Genomic DNA, 16,891 nt, shown 5'->3' with positions numbered 1-16,891 from the left:
GCGGTGGATAATGGCAGCAGTAAAACAGGGTTAAATAAATGGAAAATGTCAGCGCCCGTTCATCTTTGTCATAGTGTCAAACCTCGCCACTTTTATACTCAGCACACAGCCTCAGCTATGTTGCGGAGCTTCTATGACGACAGGTGCGATTCATCCGGGAAGGCTGGCGGGCGCCCGTGGCCGGCTGCTGATGTTCAATCTGCTGGTGGTGGCGGTGACGCTGATGGTCAGCGGCGTGGCGATTTTCGGTTTTAATCATGCGGGCGCTATTCAGGAACAGGCCCAGGCTCAGACCCTGAATGATATGACCGGCAGCCTGGCGCTGGCGCGCGATACCGCCAGTGTGGCCACCTCGGCGGCTCGTCTGTCGCAGGTGGTCGGCGCCCTGGAGTATCAGAGCGAATCGGCACGGCTACAGCAAACCCAGCTGGCGCTGCAACAGTCACTGAGCCAACTCGCGGCTGCGCCACTGGCGGCGCACGAACCGCAACTGGTCAGCCAGATCTTTCAGCGCAGCATGGTACTCGAACAGAGCGTCAGCAAATTACTGACCAGCGGTCATCAACGCCAGCTGCAGCGCAACCTGCTATTAAGCGGCCTGTATCAGTCCCAGTTACAGCTGGACCATATCAATGCCATTATGCGGCGCGACCTGCTAAACCAGCCCCCGCGGGCGCTGCGCAATGAAATCGATCGCTTAATCACCGTGGCCACTCGGACCCCCTCGCCGTTACCGGCGATCCAACAATGGCATCAGGTAATGACCCGCTGGCCGCCACACAGCAGTAATGCGCTGCTTGACCACAAAATGCAGCAACTGGTCGCGACTGAGCGCGCGTTAATACCGCTGGCACATCAACTGGCCGACAGTGATTTGGCGCTGGCCTACTACACCTGGCAAATCAAGGCGCTGGTCACGATGCTTAACGATGACATCACGCTCTATGTCGAGAAAGTGGCGCAGGAAACCGCGCGGCGTAGCGCCGCCACCCATCGTGAACTCAGTTCCATTATTCTGTTTATTACCCTGTTTGCCCTGCTGTCGCTGGTGATTACCGGCTTTGCCGGCTTCTATATTTATCGTAATCTCGGATCTAACCTGACGGCGATTGCCGGCGCCATGACCCGGCTGGCGCAGGGACAGCGCGACGTTGGCGTACCGGCGCTGCAACGGCGCGATGAGCTTGGCGATCTGGCGCGCGCCTTTAGCGTGTTTGCCCGTAACACCGCGTCGCTGGAGCACACTTCACGGCTGTTAAAAGAGAAAAGTAACCAGCTGGAGTCCACGTTTCTGGCAATGCGCGACGGTTTCGCCCTGTTCGACAGCGGCGGACATTTAGTGGTGTGGAACTCGCAGTATCCATTGCTGTTAGGGCTGGAAGCGTGCCAGCTGCATCGGGGACAGCATTACCTGCAACTGCTGCAGCCTCTCGCATCACAACTGCAGGCGGAAGGCATCGCCCGCAACTGGCAGCAGATGCAGAATAACCCCGGGCACCCGTTGCCCGAGCCGCAAGAGATGCGCCTTAGTGATGGCCGGGTAATTGAACTGCGTTTCAGTCCGGTACCCCATCGGGGCATGGTTAATACGGTGCTGGAACGTACCGAACGTAAAGCGCTGGAGGAGGCGCTGGTACATAGCCAGAAAATGAAGGCGGTTGGCCAGCTTACCGGCGGCCTGGCTCACGACTTCAATAATCTGCTGGCGGTGATTATCGGTAGTCTGGAACTGATCGGCACCGCGGCTCTTGATTCCGCAACCGCCCAGCGTATTAACCGCGCGCTAAAAGCGTCAGAACGGGCGGCGCAACTCACCCAGCGCCTGCTGGCATTCTCACGTAAACAGGCGTTACATCCGCAGGCGGTAGAAGTGGCCAGCCTGGCGGAAAATCTGCAGGAGTTAATGAATCACTCATTGCCCCCCGGCCAGACGCTGGTGATCGAGGCACAACAGCCGGGCTGGCGGGCATGGATAGATGCCGGACAGCTGGAAAATGCGCTGATAAATCTGGTGGTCAATGCCCGTGACGCGCTGGGCAGTGATGATGGTGAAATTAAAATACGGGTTTACAATCAGCGCATTGCAACAGAGAAATTCGGGAAAGGTGACCGCGTCACTATCGAGGTGATCGACCATGGTTGCGGTATGACAGAGGAGACGCGTGCGCAGGTGTTTGAACCCTTTTTTACCACCAAAGCGGTTGGCAGCGGAAGTGGACTGGGACTGTCGATGGTATACGGCTTTGTCCGGCAATCTGGTGGTAGCGTACAGCTGGAATCCGCACCGGGTAAGGGCACGCTGGTGCGTCTGCAACTGCCGCGCGCCCCGGCACAACTCCGGCAGCATAGCGTAAGCACGCTACCGGACGACACCGCCCCTGACGACCGCCTGGTTCTGGTGCTGGACGATGAAGAAGATGTACGGCAAACACTCTGTGAACACCTGCATCAACTGGGGTATCTGACGCTGGAATGCGCCAGCGGTGATAAAGCGCTGGCCTTACTGGAACAGACGGCGGATATCAGCATGCTGGTCAGCGATCTTATGTTACCCGGGCGCCTGAATGGCGCCGAGGTGATTCGTCTGGCACAGCTACGTAACCCGCAACTCGCCGCTCTGTTGGTCAGCGGCCATGACCTGCGCCAGCAGCAGCAAGGCGCACTGCCGCTGTGTGAACGGCTGGCGAAACCTTATACCCAGTCACAGCTGGCGCAGGCGCTGCGCCGGGCATGGCAGCGCAGCCTGACCATCGGCCGTTTGTCTCTTCAATAACCTGATATCGCCAACGCTGGCGGTCTGGAGGTTAGTGAATACAACGATATGAGAACCTTCTCCGCTTATTATCAGGAAAATCAGTGGCTGAACTATCACGCTCATTAACGACAACTATCGGGTTCGGACTGTTTAAGAAAATTTGGTCGACAATCAGCCCCTGGATAGCACTCACCTCAAGGGTTCCATGCTGGCAACTTTCTTTAATTGAAATCACATTATCAAGAAAATATTTTGACTCGATAACTCTTTCTTTTGCGATCAAATAAGCATTAATCCCCAGTATCAGTGTAATAAGGGGCAATACAATATAATTCAGATAGCGCAGACGTACGTTAGTAGAGACGAAAAGTGGCAATAACGGTATAATATACAGATGCGGTGCATACCGTGCCCACCAGGCTTCGGGGTTTAAAACTGTGCTAAATGCTGTCATAGCCAACAACATCAATACGTTTTTATCGATTCCACATCTTAATAATAAAAATAGTACTGATATCACCAGTGCCAGAGAAAATAGCGGACCAAAACCTCCAATCCGTAGATCCTCATCACGTAGAGAGGCGATTTCCTGAGGAAACACGGTTCCTGGCATCTTTAATTCTGGTTCTTTGCCATATTTCTTATCAATATTTTCGCTCCGGCTAAATAAAGAAATAGCCAGCTTTTCAAATCGATTTAAGTCAGAAAAGCCCGATGGGGACTGGAAAGTAATAATATCTCTCTTTTCTTTGCCAAAGATAGGGTGAAAAATATGGTGACCCGTTTCCATGTTTTTAACATAGGGAGAGTTGCCGAGCACACCGATACCAGCAACCACGAAAAGCAGAAAGGCTCCCCCTACGACAATACAGCGATTAAAACTCTTCAGTGAGAAGATGCCAATCAATAAAAAGGCAGCAGCCACATACAGAAAGCCAGAAAATTTTATATTTACGATAATAACGCTGGCAACCACAATGACAGCTAAATCGCTCACTTTGTTGTTATTAACATAAGCAACAGCCGAAAGCATTAACAAAAATGATAAATACCCCATCACCGCGTCGACATAAAAGCTAAATGCCTGCGCTAAGAATATTGGGGAGAAAACCGAAAAAACGCCGAAAGCCAGACCAGCAAACTTATTGTATTTAAACTCAGAAAAGAAATATTTAACATAGAAAAACAGTGCTCCCCCGAGAATAAATTGATAGGATGACCCATAGTTTAAATGGCCAAAGAGCACGCCGGTTTCACCAGCGAAATACCATGTTGCTTTCGGGTAAAAAGTCGTCCAGTAGTTGCCCGCAGCACCCGTCAGATCATACATAAGATTGCCGCCATGCATATAAAACCATGCGGCTTTCTGGTGATATGCCAGACCGTCCCAGCTTTCGTCAGGGAAAAACGATGACTGTAAACAGGCAATAAAAACGACAGCAATGATGACGAGATAGTATCTATCAACACCTTTCCTGAGATACGCATAGAGCATTGTCACAGCAAAGATGGCTAATGGGATAACTGAATGACGCATAAAATCAAAACCATAATGCGACAGTACTTGCTTTAATACAGAAAGAACACCAATAGACAAAAAAAATGAGAGCAGCACAATCGAAATTGCCGCATCTTTATCCAGTTTAATATTTTTCATTCGAGACTCTGGTTCTCATCAAAAAGAATAATTTATCAGGAACACACCTGAAATTATTAACAACGTGCCAACAATTTTTAACATCGTCACGGGTTCAGAGAACCAAAATGCCCCCATTAACATCACAAATATGACCGCACTGGAGATCATCACCGGGTAGGCAACAGTCAGACTCAAACGCGACAACGCCAGGAAATAAAACAAAAAACCGATAAAATACAAAGCAACTGACGTCGCATGCGGCCAGTAGTCAACCAAACTCAAATTGCTGCTCCTTTGCGCGCCGATCTTAAGCATCCCCCCCGCTAAAGCACTACATAACCCACTGATAACTATAAATATAAAACCCATAACACGCCATCCGAGACATTAAATTGTCTTGATGTTATCATTTGCAATACATCCTTACCATAAACAGACATTTTTTTATGACTAAAATGGAATTTACCCCGAAAAAATCAGTTTTGCGGGGGGCTATAAAGCTGATAAGGCCAAAGCAATGGATTAAAAACCTTTTCGTTATGGCACCATTAGTATTTTCAGGTAAGTTTCTTGACCTGCAATCTATTACTCTTGCTGTTTCGGCGATGGTTATATTTTGCCTTACCTCGTCAGCTGTATATATTTTAAACGACATTAATGATTGCGAAAAAGACCGCGCCCATCCGCAGAAAAGAGTTAAACGCCCCATCGCCGCTGGTATGATCTCGATCAGACAGGCGTGGCAACTGCTGGTGCTGTTCTATGTGTTGATACTGTTATCGCTGTGCTATATTCCACAAATCGCCCTGGTCATTATCGCTTATATTGCACTCAATATTGCATATACCTACAAACTGAAGCACATGCCGGTTGTCGATATTTTTTGTATCGCGATTGGTTTTGTACTCAGAACCGTAGCGGGCACCCTTGCGATTGGCGTGGTCCTCTCGCAGTGGATGTTTATCACCACGCTCTGCCTCGCACTTTATCTTGCATCAATAAAAAGACGTCAGGAACTCGTCAAGAGCGGCAGTGCCGGCAGAAGTATTCTTGGCAAATATTCAGTTCAGTTGGTGACACGATATTCGGAAATGTCAGCTACCGGGGCGCTGATTTTTTATAGTCTGTATGTTATTTCGGAACATCAGAACATGGTAATGACCATACCACTGGTCCTTTTTGGCTTGTTCCGCTACTGGTACAATGTCGAGTCATTAGATGGTGGAGAATCCCCCACGGACTCGCTGCTGTCTGATACGCCACTGATTTTGACTATCGTTGGATGGATTGGTAGTTGCCTTTATCTTCTATTACCGTAAGGGAACACGAATGAGTTTTGTCTATCTTGCCACCCCTTTTGTTGCATGGTTTGTCACCGGGGTTACGAAATTTCTGATTAATAGCCTAAAAGAAAAAAAACTCGCATTCTCTTTAATCGGCTACGGCGGAATGCCCAGCAATCATTCTGCCATCGTGATAAGTATGGTTTCTTTGATTGGATTTCGTGACGGTATTGATAATGCTGCCTTTGGCGTCGCCATCACCCTGGCATACATTGTGCTGTTAGATGCCAGAAGCTTACGTAAGCAGATTGAAAAGCAGGCGATTGCCATCAATAAAATTGCGGATGCAAAGTTGCGCGAACGCATCGGCCACAGCGTCCCTGAGATAGTGTGTGGCTGTATAGTCGGCGCGATTGTCGGCCTGGCGATGTCTGGTTGGTGACGGCATACGGCGCCGTTACGGCGCCAATAACGTCGTCCGGTTTAAGGCTGATAGAGCGGCACATCCTTGCCGGTGATATAGCGCTGGCGCAAACGGGCGGAAATGGTATCCATCACCATAACCACTACTACCATAATCATGGTAATAAACATCACCACATCCCAGTTCCACAGCCGCATATTCTCGGCGTATACCAGACCAATACCGCCGGCGCCGACAAACCCGAGTACGGCGGCAGAGCGGGTATTAGATTCAATTTGATACAGGCTCAGCGCCAGAAACGTCGGAAATGATTGCGTAAAAATAGCATAACGATGTTTCTGCAGGCTGTTGGCACCCACCGCATTCAGCCCGCGCCCTGGCGAGCGCTCCACCGCTTCATGCCCTTCGGCATACAGTTTGCCCAGCAGGCCGACATCCTGCATCACTATTGCCAGCACCCCGGCCAGCGGTCCCATGCCGACCGCCCGGACAAATACCAGTCCCCAGATAGCCATATCAATACCGCGCAGAATATCCAGTATACGCCGCACCAGCAGCGCCAGCGGCCGCAGGCCGCGACCGGTCATCACATTGCGCGCCGCGCAAAACGATAACGGCAGCGCCAGTAGCGTGGCGGTTAAGGTACCGGCGAAGACAATCGCCAGCGTAATGGCGATCTGTGACAGATAGTAGCCGAATGGCCAGTTGGCAAAATCATGCCAGACAAACATTCGCAGAAAATAGCGACTAATCTGCTGGCAACCGTTAATCCACTGCGCCCACGAAATGCCAAACATCTGAAAGAAGGCCAGATAGAACAATATCACCGCCAGTGCCAACAGCAGAATGCGCAGCAGATAACGGCGTTGCATACTGAACAACTGCGGATGCTGTTGCCTGATGAGCGCCAGATCCGCGCTACCCGGTAAGTTCATCATGCGGTTTTCCCCTCAACCACCCAGCGACGTAAACGCCCGGAAAAAGTGTCCAGCAACGACACCACGACAATAATGAGCAGCAGGGTGATGCTCACCTGGTCATAACGGTCCAGCTTGATATTGGTCATCAGCTCCTGGCCGATGCCCCCGGCGCCCACTAACCCTAAAATGGTCGACTGGCGAAAATTCACTTCCATACGCATAAAGCTGTAGGAGAGGAAAATCGGTTTCACCTGCGGCCAGAAAGCAAAGCGCATCTGTTGCAGTTTGCCAGCCCCCCCGGCAGCTAAACCGCGTACCGGCTTATCCGAGGCAGTTTCGATCGCTTCATAAAACAACTTGGTCAGGCTGCCTACCGAATGCAGCGCCAGCGCCAGAAAGCCGGGGATGGCGCCGATACCAAACGCCATCACAAACATCACCGCCCATGCCAGTTCGGGCATGGTGCGCAAAAAGGCCACCAGCGTACGAATAGTCAGACGCAGCAGCGTCGGGCTGTTCGTATTGCTGGCCGCCAAAAAGGCCAGCACCGTCGCCACTATTACGGACATCAGGGTCGCCGCCAGCGCCAGCTGCAGCGTTTCCCAGATCAGCGGTAACTGAATAGGTAAACGGTAGCCCCAATAAGCCAGCGAACCTGCGGTATGGCCATCGGCAAACAGCAACGACCAGTGCAGCACCGGGATGGTTTCGTGCAGATAGTCGAAGAAATGCGGCAGGGAGACCCAGACGGTATGCAGATTGAATTCAGCAACCTGTCCGGCGCCGAGATAGAGCAGTACCAGCAGCAGCGACCACAGCAGGGTATCGCGCTTTTGCCGGCCTTTTATCTGCTGGTAATAGCGTTCGAAGTCGTTATGCATACACCTTCACACTGATATTCCCATTGATAAATGGCAGCCATTGATGCCCGCCGAAACGCTATAGGGGCGGCATTAATGCCGCCCGCCGTCGGGTTTAGCGCTCGCCTTTGGTCAGCTCGCGCTTCATATCGATAATCTGCTGGTAGTCAGCGACCGTGGCCGGGCCAATATGCTGTTTACCGCCCACCGCTTTCACGAAACAGCTGTGGTTTTCCGTATCCAGTTTCTTAATCGCCGCGATGACTTTCTGCTTAAAGTCAGCCGGCAAGGCGTTGCTGACCAGTACCGGGCCGTTCGGGATTAACGGTGATTGCCAGATAATACGGATCTTCTTCATCAGATCCGCGTCCATATGGATCATGCGGGTAAAGGCGCCGCTGGTATAGCCGGTGTTATAATCGCCAATCATTGAAGCCCAGGTTACCGCACCATCAAACTGGCCGTTGAGGACACCCAACACATCCTGTTCATGGCCGCCCGAGAAGGTAACGCTGCTGAACGTGTTGTTATATTTGTTATCACTGTTGCCGCCAAACATCTGCTTAAACGCCTGATTAGGGATCAGGAAGCCGGAAGTGGAATCCGGGTCAGCAAAACCAAATGATTTGCCTTTCAGATCCTCCAGCTTTTGGTATGGACTATCCGCTTTTACCACCACGACCGAGTGGTAGCCGCGTGACTGATCGGTATCATCTACCACGATACCCACCACATCCACGGCCTTTGGATCCTTGATATATACCGACGCATACGATGACGGCGACATGCTCAGCACCATATCGATTTTGCCGCCCAGCAGCCCCTGGATCACGCCGGAGTAGTCTGACGAGTTACGCAGTTTGGTATCCACACTCAGCTCTTTATCAAAGAACTCCTTCACGCACTGGTTATCACCAATTTGCTGTGTGGCGTTCTGTCCTCCCAGAATACCGAGGTTTAATTCCTTCGGTGCATCCGCTGCCGCCGCGCCAAAAGTCATCACTGCGCCGGTCAATAGTGTCGTCAAACCAAGAGTTTTTTTCATTGCTGTCGCCTGTGTTGTATTGCCAGGATTGTGTTAATTAAGTTGATTGATTTCATCGCCATACAGCGTATGGAGAATAGCGTCATTGAGCTGCGCCGGATGGCCATCAAAGACAATACGGCCATGAGCAATGCCGATCGCCCGCGTACAGTACTCTTGCACCAGCCCGACCGAGTGCAGGTTGACCATCACACTGATGCCGTTATCACTTATCTGACGCAGGACATCCATAATGCGGCGGGTGTTTTTCGGATCCAGCGAAGCCACCGGCTCATCGGCCAGCAAAATTTTGGGGTTCTGCATCAGCGCCCGGCAAATTGCCACCCGCTGCATCTGTCCACCGGAGAGGTTCTCCGCGCGCTGCAATGCCTGCGGCAGCATATTCAGCCACTGCAGTAAGGAGATGGCGCGGGCACGATCTTCAGCGGGAAAAATTTTAAACAACGATTTCAACGTCGGGATTTGACTGAGCCGTCCGAGCAGCACATTGGTCAGCACATCAAGGCGCGGCACCAGGCAGAAGTCCTGGAAGATCATGCCGCATTCGGCGCGCCACAGACGTAGCTGACGGCGGTTTAGCTTGACGATATCCTGCTGTTCGCTGTCATCGCGATAATTAACAATCGCGCCTTCGCTGGCAGTTAGCGTGCCGTTTAGCACATGCAGCAGGGTTGACTTACCCGCGCCGGAACGACCGATCACCGCCACCAGTTCGCCGGCGTGCAGATCAAAATTGATATCCTGTAATACCGCTTGCTGTGTGGAATAAGATTTACCTAAACCCCGCACGGCAAGGACCTTTTGCTGCCTGACCGGCTGCAAACGCACCTCTGTTTCAGGAGCGGATTTCAATAGTGCCTGTGCCATATGTTTATCCGTGTCGGTTCAGTGGGTTCATGGATTTGCACGCTTATTACGGGCACCTGGTATGAAACCCTGATGACAGCCGGATGATAAAACGATGACTGCGCGCGATCAGCTGCAGGTGGCGCTCTCCAGCAGAGCGCGAAACTGCCGCAGGGTCTCGGTCAGCGCACCGTCATTACTCAGACTGATACAGTGTTCCGGCGCCCTCTCCTGCGCCCGTTGCAGGCGCAGCGCAATCTCCGCTTCGTTTTCCCGTCCGCGCTGACGTAAGCGGCTGGCGAGTAACGCCGGAGAGACCTGTAAGCAGACCGGCAGTAGCTGCGCAGCGTAGCGCTGGCGGGCAGCGCTCAGATGCAAACGCGATCCGTTAACCACCACATCGATACCCTGCGCCAGCCAGAGATCAATTTCGATACCCAGCGCGTAGTGCTGTTGATGAGCCTGCCAGTCGATAGCGAACAGCCCTTTGCCGCGACGGCGTAAAAACTCAACCTCGCTCAGGGCGATATGGTTTTCGCCCCCGGCGTCGGCTGGCCGGGTAATATAACGATGCGCCACCATCACCCCTTCCGGCGGCTGTTCACGCAGCGCATTTAACAGGCTGTCTTTACCGGAACCCGATGCGCCCATTAGCCAGATTAAGCGCGCCATTAATAGACGGTCCTGCCCTGAGCCCAGACGTGGCGGACATGGACATGGCCGTGATCGGTATGCGCCAGCACCAGGTCGGCACGTTTTCCTTCAGCAATCACGCCGCGATCGTTAAGCCGCAGTGCGGCGGATGGATTGGCGGTAACTAACGCCACCGCACGTGGCAGGTCATAGCTATTGGTTTCATCCTGCGCCAGGCGGAAAGTGGCATCCAGCAGGCTGGCCGGATAGTAGTCGGATGACAGGATATCCAGCAGACCAGACTGCGCCAGACGGTGCGCCGCCACGTTACCGGAGTGCGAGCCGCCACGTACAATATTGGGCGCCCCCATCAGGATCTGCAGCCCCAGCTCTCGCGAGCGTCGGGCGGCGATTTCCGTCGTCGGGAATTCCGCAATCACACTGCCGATGGCGTGCGATTCATCAACATGTTCCGCCGTGGCGTCATCATGGCTGGCCAGCGCAATGCCCAGCTCGCGGCAGTGGGCGGAGATCGCCGCGCGATTCGGCTGCGACCAGCGCTGCGCCAGCGCGATCTGCTGCTCTTCATATTCCGCCATCTCCCGGGCGTTTAGCTGGTATTTGCCCTGATAATACTCGCGATACTTCTCCAGCGAGGCGTACTGGCGCTGACCCGGCGAGTGATCCATCAGCGACACCAGTGATAATCCGGGCGTATGCTTCAGCTGCTCAAACAGCGCCTGCGTGCTATCATAAGGTAGTTCACAGCGCAAATGCAGACGATGCTCAGCCCGATTCAGCCCCTGTCGCTGGCTGTGAGTAATGGCATTGATCATTTTGTTAAGATTATCGAGACGATGGCCGCCATCGCGCACATCACCGACGCCAATGGCGTCCAGTACGGTAGTGATACCGCTGGTGACCATCAGCGCATCGTGGCTGCTCATCGCCGAATGGGCAGGCCAGTCGACTTTTGGTCGTGGCGTAAAGCACTTGTCGAGATTATCGGTATGCAACTCCACCAGCCCGGGCAGTAAGAAACCGCCTTCACCATCCAGCGCGGCGGGCAGCTGGCTGACGGCGTCGGTAAAACTGCGGATCACACCGTCGCGTATCTCCAGCGAACCGTGCACCACTTCGTTTTCCAGCACCAGCCGGACATTATTAATGATCATGCGCCTGCTCCCGGCCAGGGGTTAACATCAGATGCAGACGATCGGCAAGCCGCTCGCGCACCGCTTTATCATGGAAAATGCCGACGATGGCCGCACCGCGATCGCGGGCTTCCTCGATCAGTTGCACCACCGCTGCGCTGTTGCTGCTGTCGAGTGAAGCGGTAGGTTCATCCAGCAGTAAAATCGGGTAGTCGGCGATAAAACCACGCGCGATATTAACGCGCTGCTGTTCACCGCCGGAAAAGGTTGATGGCGCCAGCGACCAGAGGCGTGCCGGCACATTCAGACGCGACAGCAGATGACGTGCCCGCGCTTCGCAGATGACCCGTTCCACACCACGTTCCAGTAGCGGCTGCATCACCACCTCAAGCGTAGAGATGCGCGGGATCACGCGCAGAAACTGGCTGACCCAGCCAATGGTATCGCGACGCACCGCAAGGATCTGACGTGCCGGCGCCGTCACCAGATCCAGCCACTGGTGATCATGGCGTAGCCAGATATGGCCGCTTTCCGGCTGATAGTTACCGTACAGCGACCGTAGCAGGGTGGATTTACCACTGCCGGAGTGACCGTCCAGCACCACGCACTCGCCAGCGTTTACCTCAAAGCTGGCATCACGCAGTACCGGCAGCACCACGCCATGCTGGTTATGTAACACAAAGGTTTTGCTGAGATTTTCAACACGCAGTTGTGGGTTCATGCAGGGTTCCTGTTTTTCAGCTTAACACCGACGACACCAGCAATTGGGTATACGGATGGTGCGGGTCATCCAGCACCCGATCGGTAAGCCCGCTCTCCACCACCTGCCCCTGCTTCATCACCAGCAAACGGTGCGCCAGCAGGCGCGCCACCCCCAGATCGTGGGTAACAATCACCACCGCCAGATTCAGTTCACGCACCAGCGTGCGCAGCAAATCAAGTAAGCGCGCCTGCACCGACACATCCAGCCCGCCAGTCGGCTCATCCATAAAAACCAGCCGCGGATGCGTCACCAGATTGCGGGCGATCTGCAAACGCTGCTGCATGCCGCCGGAAAAGGTGGTCGGCAGATCGTCGAGGCGATCCACCGGGATCTCCACATCCTGCAACCATTTGCCGGCACGCTGCCGAATCTCACCGTAATGGCGTTCGCCGACCGCCATCAGTCGCTCGCCAATATTGCCGCCCGCCGAAACCTGTGGCCGTAAACCGTCCAGCGGATGCTGATGCACCACTCCCCACTCGCTACGTAACAAACGGCGGCGTTCACTTTCACTCAGCGCATACAGTTCATTGCCGCGATACAGAATGCTGCCCTGCTGTGGCGCCAGGCGCGCGGAGATCGCCTGTAACAGGGTGGTTTTGCCTGAACCGGACTCACCGACAATCCCCAGCACTTCGCCGGGAAACAGTTCAAATGACACCCGTTCGAAACCTTTGCCGGGCGCATACAGATGCGTCAGGTTATGCACCGCAAGCAGCGGTTGTTCACTCTTCATGGCGGTTCTCCTGCTGCTGACGGCAATAATCGGTATCGGAGCAGACGAACATGCGCGTGCCGTGGTCATCCATCACGACTTCATCAAGATAGCTGTGGCGGGAACCGCAAATGGCGCAAGGCTGATCCCACTGCTGGACGCTAAACGGATGGTCATCAAAATCGAGGCTTGCCACTTTGCAGTACGGCGGCAACGCATAAATGCGTTTTTCACGTCCGGCGCCAAACAACTGCAGCGCGGGCATCATATGCATTTTCGGGTTATCAAATTTGGGGATCGGTGAAGGATCCATCACATAGCGATCGTTCACTTTCACCGGGTAGGCATAGGTGGTGGCGATATGGCCGTAGCGGGCAATATCTTCATACAGTTTGACCTGCATGATGCCGTACTCTTCCAGCGCGTGCATTTTGCGGGTTTCGGTTTCACGCGGTTCGATAAAGCGCAGCGGCTCCGGGATCGGCACCTGATAAATCAGGATCTGATCTTCCACCAGCGGCGTTTCCGGTATGCGGTGGCGGGTCTGAATCAGCGTGGCGTCAACCGTACGTTCGGTGGTGGCCGCACCGCTAACGCGGCGAAAGAAGCGGCGAATCGACACGGCGTTGGTGGTATCGTCCGCGCCCTGATCAATCACTTTCAGTACGTCATGCTCGCCGATAAGACTGGCGGTAAGCTGGATACCACCGGTGCCCCAGCCATAGGGCATCGGCATTTCACGCCCGGCAAACGGCACCTGAAAACCGGGGATCGCCACCGCTTTCAGGATCGCGCGGCGGATCACCCGCTTGCTCTGCTCATCAAGATAACCGGGATTGTAGCCGATCAACTCACTCATTTTTTTCGCGCTCCTGACGGGGGGTACGCAATCGCTTCAGCAGCTCCAGCTCGGCCTGGAAATCGACGTAATGCGGTAACTTAAGGTGGGAGACAAAACCTGCGGCTTCGACATTATCGGCATGCGACAAGACAAACTCTTCATCCTGCGCCGGACTGGTGATGCGTTCCTGATACTCGGCGGTTTGCAGTGCGCGATCGACCAGCGCCATCGCCATCGCTTTGCGTTCAGCACGACCAAATACCAGACCGTAGCCACGGGTAAAATGCGGCGGTTGATCTTCGGGTACGGTAAAACCGTTAACCATTTCACATTCAGTCAGCAGGATCTCGCCAATCTCCAGCGGGAAGCCGAGTTCTTCCGGTACGATCTCCACCGTGACATAGCCGGTGCGAATTTCACCGGCAAACGGATGGTTGCGCCCGTAGCCGCGCTGCGTGGAGTACCCGAGCGCCAGCAGAAAACCTTCATCGCCGCGTACCAGCTGTTGCAGACGCGCCGGGCGCGGCGACGGATACACTGGCGGCTCACGGGTAATATCCAGCGGCTCGCTGCCATCATCACATTCCGGCGCCGCCAGCTCTTCGCGCGTCAACAGATCAAACATATGCGGACAATCGGCTTCCAGCGGCCGATCGGCGCGCGGCGCGGCCGGTGCTTCACCATTTGCCAGCAGAGTAAAATCGAGCAGGCGGTGAGTGTAATCGTAAGTCGGCCCCAGCAGCTGGCCGCCGGGAAGATCTTTCCACACCGCAGAGATACGGCGTTCGAGACGCATCTGCGCGCTATTCAGCGGCAGACTATCGGCCAGCCGTGGCAACGTGGTGCGATAGGCGCGCAGCAGGAAAATCGCCTCGACCAGATCGCCGCTGGCCTGTTTAATCGCCAGTGCCGCCAGCTGACGGTCATGGATGCCGCCTTCGGTCATCACCCGATCTACCGCCTGCCCCAGCTGTTGTTCGATCTGCTGACAATCCAGTTCCGCCTGCTGTCGGTCGCCACGTCGCAGGCTCTCCTGTAACTGATGAGCACAGGCAATCGCCTTTTCGCCCCCTTTTACCGCGACATACATCAGCACACCTCCACTTGCGTGGTGCGCGGCAATGCCATCATCGCTTCGCCACAGGTGAAGATCAGATCGATTCCCTGCGGGAAGCGCTGCTGGCGATCGCGCAACGCATTGAGTACGCGTTCTGACAGCTGCGGCGCAATCGCCCGCGTCTCCATTAAACCCGGACCACGCAGACGCAGCGTCAGCCCGCCATTCAGTGACGGGACTTCAATAATTACCGTGGTGCTCTTTTCCGGCGTCAGGTTGTCGCCGGCAGCAAAACAGTGCGGATCGATCTGCGATCGTGCATGCAGTAAAGCGAACGGAGCATCGTGACGATCCGTCACCGTCGCGCCGGTATGAAAGCGCAGATTAGACAGCAGGACTTCATCATGCAGGGCATCATCCAGCCACAGCGGGGTTTCGCCATCGACCAGCGTCAGCAGTACCGCCGTGGCGGCGGGCGAAATAGCGCCCCAGCCATGCTGCATCGGCAGTGAGACCATCACGCCGGGTTCACTCATCGCCTTCAGAATACGGCGAAAAGCGTGCTGGGCATCAGCTACCGGATGGTTAAAACTTGCCAGTAAAGTCATTAATTATCTCCCCGAACCAGGGTAAAGAAATCCACGCGGCTGCTGGCGATTTCACGGGAGCGCAGTTGCTGCTGCTCAGCGCGTGCCGCCGCCAGCGGCGTGATCAGTTGTTGTTGCAGCAAGCCATGGGTCTCCTGCTGCTGTAATAACGCATCAATTAGCGCACAGCGCTCGGCGTGCGCTTTGTCACGGCCGGTGACGTAGCTGTAGCCGCAGGTGCCATCCGCCAGCCGGATAACGGCCCGGGTTACGGTCACATCACCGACAATAAAACGTTTGCCGCTCCCCCCGATGCGACCCTGCAGACGGGTTAAACCGGTTTCCGCCGCACGTAATACTTCATAGTGCGGTTGCAGTTTCAGCGCCTGCCAGTGCTGTTCCAGCTGCTTTGGCTGGCTGTGGGCCAGCACCGATAACCACTGCTGGCGTGCTTTTAACGCTTCCATTTAGTGCTCCAGCGTCAGTTCAATCATATCGGCGCGCGTCAGGCTGACGGAGTACTCCGCCATCGCGCCATCCGTCATCACGTTCAGTGTGCGCACGCATAGCAGCGGCGCCTGCAGGCCAATTTCCAGCAGCTTGCTCTCTTTGGCTTGCGCCTTACGCGCACTGATGCGCGTCTGGCGTCGCGTCAGCTGATGATTAAGTTGTTGATCAATAAAATCGTGCAGAGAGCCGCTGCGGAATTGCTGCAATTGCGGCCACCACGTCAGGTGGGGAATAAAATGGTTAATCACACAGACCGGTACACCATTTACCCGGCGCAGGGTGCGCAGATAAATAACGTTATCCCCTTCCGCGCAGGCCAGCGCCGCCGCCACTTCGCTACTCGCCGGGCGTAACACCGCCAGCAGACGCTCGCTGGTGGGATGGCTCCCCTGCTCCAGCAGGTTTTGACTAAAGCGCGCCCGGGCATGTAACGGGTAATCATAAGGCCGCATCAGCACCAGAATGCCGACGCCATGGCGGCGCTGCAGTAACCCTTTATTGACCAGCTCATCGACTGCACGGCGCAACGTATGGCGATTCACCGCATAACGTGCCGCCAGCTGTTGTTCCGAAGGCAGATAATCACCGCAACGGTAACCCTGGCGCAGTTCGTCCTCAAGCTGCGCGGCGACCGCCTGATACACAGTGGTCGGATGTCTGGATAAGTTCATCATAGGTTTAACCTCCGTAACACAAGCAGGGTGATAAATGTCATTCAGGCACCGTGGCTGAGTGGCTTAACGGTTCTGGTGTGCGGTTACCTTGCCGTTATCGTGTGACAGGGAGGTTAAAGCGAGATTGCATGCAGATGAATTTGCCGAAAAACAGCTGAGCCGGAAGAGAAGCGGATGACACAAGA

General features: G+C 54.5%; 18 protein-coding genes. 3 read left to right on the top strand and 15 right to left on the bottom strand.

Features of this window, described 5'->3' with window-relative positions; translation table 11 throughout:
* Nucleotides 1-133: 133 nt before the first annotated feature.
* Nucleotides 134-2,773 carry an ATP-binding protein gene (locus JWF83_RS21590; protein ID WP_413652556.1) on the top strand — a complete coding sequence of 880 codons (2,640 nt, stop codon included), beginning with the start codon at nucleotides 134-136 and terminating at the stop codon, nucleotides 2,771-2,773.
* Between the two features lie 31 nt (nucleotides 2,774-2,804).
* On the opposite strand, the gene JWF83_RS21585 is transcribed toward JWF83_RS21590, so the two are convergent.
* Together JWF83_RS21585 and JWF83_RS21580 are read right to left on the bottom strand one after the other, a co-directional pair.
* Nucleotides 2,805-4,412: a hypothetical protein gene (locus JWF83_RS21585; protein WP_413652555.1), complete on the bottom strand. Its 1,608-nt coding sequence runs from the start codon at nucleotides 4,410-4,412 to the stop codon at nucleotides 2,805-2,807.
* 18 nt (nucleotides 4,413-4,430) lie between these two features.
* A complete protein-coding gene (locus tag JWF83_RS21580; RefSeq protein ID WP_413652554.1) occupies nucleotides 4,431-4,763 on the bottom strand; it encodes a DMT family transporter in 333 nt (110 codons plus the stop codon).
* 77 nt (nucleotides 4,764-4,840) lie between these two features.
* Between JWF83_RS21580 and JWF83_RS21575 the strand changes: the two genes are divergently transcribed.
* Together JWF83_RS21575 and JWF83_RS21570 are read left to right on the top strand one after the other, a co-directional pair.
* The gene (locus JWF83_RS21575; RefSeq protein ID WP_413652553.1) at nucleotides 4,841-5,713 is read left to right on the top strand and encodes a decaprenyl-phosphate phosphoribosyltransferase; all 873 of its coding nucleotides are present in this window, start codon (nucleotides 4,841-4,843) and stop codon (nucleotides 5,711-5,713) included.
* A 10-nt stretch (nucleotides 5,714-5,723) separates the two neighbouring features.
* Nucleotides 5,724-6,119 (top strand): divergent PAP2 family protein, encoded by a 396-nt coding sequence (locus JWF83_RS21570; RefSeq protein WP_413652551.1) that lies wholly within the window; start codon nucleotides 5,724-5,726, stop codon nucleotides 6,117-6,119.
* Between the two features lie 41 nt (nucleotides 6,120-6,160).
* On the opposite strand, the gene phnE (JWF83_RS21565) is transcribed toward JWF83_RS21570, so the two are convergent.
* The 13 genes from phnE (JWF83_RS21565) to phnF all read right to left on the bottom strand — a co-directional run bounded on the left by phnE (JWF83_RS21565) (nucleotide 6,161) and on the right by phnF (nucleotide 16,703).
* On the bottom strand, nucleotides 6,161-7,039 hold the full coding sequence (phnE, locus tag JWF83_RS21565) for a phosphonate ABC transporter, permease protein PhnE (protein ID WP_413652549.1): 879 nt from the start codon (nucleotides 7,037-7,039) through the stop codon (nucleotides 6,161-6,163).
* Nucleotides 7,036-7,902: a phosphonate ABC transporter, permease protein PhnE gene (gene phnE, locus JWF83_RS21560; RefSeq protein ID WP_413652548.1), complete on the bottom strand. Its 867-nt coding sequence runs from the start codon at nucleotides 7,900-7,902 to the stop codon at nucleotides 7,036-7,038. The genes phnE (JWF83_RS21565) and phnE (JWF83_RS21560) overlap by 4 nt, the downstream gene beginning before the upstream one ends.
* A gap of 94 nt (nucleotides 7,903-7,996) precedes the next feature.
* Nucleotides 7,997-8,926 carry a phosphonate ABC transporter substrate-binding protein gene (gene phnD / locus JWF83_RS21555; RefSeq protein ID WP_413652547.1) on the bottom strand — a complete coding sequence of 310 codons (930 nt, stop codon included), beginning with the start codon at nucleotides 8,924-8,926 and terminating at the stop codon, nucleotides 7,997-7,999.
* A gap of 33 nt (nucleotides 8,927-8,959) precedes the next feature.
* Nucleotides 8,960-9,793 carry a phosphonate ABC transporter ATP-binding protein gene (phnC, locus tag JWF83_RS21550; RefSeq protein WP_413652546.1) on the bottom strand — a complete coding sequence of 278 codons (834 nt, stop codon included), beginning with the start codon at nucleotides 9,791-9,793 and terminating at the stop codon, nucleotides 8,960-8,962.
* A 108-nt stretch (nucleotides 9,794-9,901) separates the two neighbouring features.
* A complete protein-coding gene (phnN, locus tag JWF83_RS21545; RefSeq protein ID WP_413652545.1) occupies nucleotides 9,902-10,444 on the bottom strand; it encodes a ribose 1,5-bisphosphokinase in 543 nt (180 codons plus the stop codon).
* Nucleotides 10,444-11,580: an alpha-D-ribose 1-methylphosphonate 5-triphosphate diphosphatase gene (gene phnM, locus JWF83_RS21540; protein WP_413652543.1), complete on the bottom strand. Its 1,137-nt coding sequence runs from the start codon at nucleotides 11,578-11,580 to the stop codon at nucleotides 10,444-10,446. The genes phnN and phnM overlap by 1 nt, the downstream gene beginning before the upstream one ends.
* Entirely contained in the window at nucleotides 11,570-12,280 is a 711-nt protein-coding gene (gene phnL / locus JWF83_RS21535; protein WP_413652541.1) for a phosphonate C-P lyase system protein PhnL, read from the bottom strand. Before phnL ends, phnM begins: the two co-directional genes overlap by 11 nt.
* Nucleotides 12,281-12,296: 16 nt before the next feature.
* Entirely contained in the window at nucleotides 12,297-13,058 is a 762-nt protein-coding gene (gene phnK / locus JWF83_RS21530; RefSeq protein WP_413652540.1) for a phosphonate C-P lyase system protein PhnK, read from the bottom strand.
* Nucleotides 13,048-13,896 carry an alpha-D-ribose 1-methylphosphonate 5-phosphate C-P-lyase PhnJ gene (locus tag JWF83_RS21525; protein ID WP_413652538.1) on the bottom strand — a complete coding sequence of 283 codons (849 nt, stop codon included), beginning with the start codon at nucleotides 13,894-13,896 and terminating at the stop codon, nucleotides 13,048-13,050. Before JWF83_RS21525 ends, phnK begins: the two co-directional genes overlap by 11 nt.
* Nucleotides 13,889-14,968: a carbon-phosphorus lyase complex subunit PhnI gene (locus JWF83_RS21520; RefSeq protein ID WP_413652536.1), complete on the bottom strand. Its 1,080-nt coding sequence runs from the start codon at nucleotides 14,966-14,968 to the stop codon at nucleotides 13,889-13,891. The genes JWF83_RS21525 and JWF83_RS21520 overlap by 8 nt, the downstream gene beginning before the upstream one ends.
* Nucleotides 14,968-15,543: a phosphonate C-P lyase system protein PhnH gene (gene phnH / locus JWF83_RS21515; protein ID WP_413652535.1), complete on the bottom strand. Its 576-nt coding sequence runs from the start codon at nucleotides 15,541-15,543 to the stop codon at nucleotides 14,968-14,970. Before phnH ends, JWF83_RS21520 begins: the two co-directional genes overlap by 1 nt.
* The gene (gene phnG, locus JWF83_RS21510) at nucleotides 15,543-15,989 is read right to left on the bottom strand and encodes a phosphonate C-P lyase system protein PhnG (RefSeq protein WP_413652533.1); all 447 of its coding nucleotides are present in this window, start codon (nucleotides 15,987-15,989) and stop codon (nucleotides 15,543-15,545) included. Before phnG ends, phnH begins: the two co-directional genes overlap by 1 nt.
* Nucleotides 15,990-16,703, bottom strand: a complete 714-nt coding sequence (phnF, locus tag JWF83_RS21505) for a phosphonate metabolism transcriptional regulator PhnF (RefSeq protein WP_413652676.1) — start codon at nucleotides 16,701-16,703, stop codon at nucleotides 15,990-15,992.
* Nucleotides 16,704-16,891 lie beyond the last annotated feature (188 nt).

The sequence above is a fragment of the Pantoea sp. B65 genome, assembly GCF_047308185.1.
In the GTDB taxonomy this organism is placed as follows: Bacteria; Pseudomonadota; Gammaproteobacteria; order Enterobacterales; family Enterobacteriaceae; genus Erwinia.
Note: the sequence above shows the minus strand (reverse complement) of the source record. Positions and strands in the feature narration are given on the sequence as shown.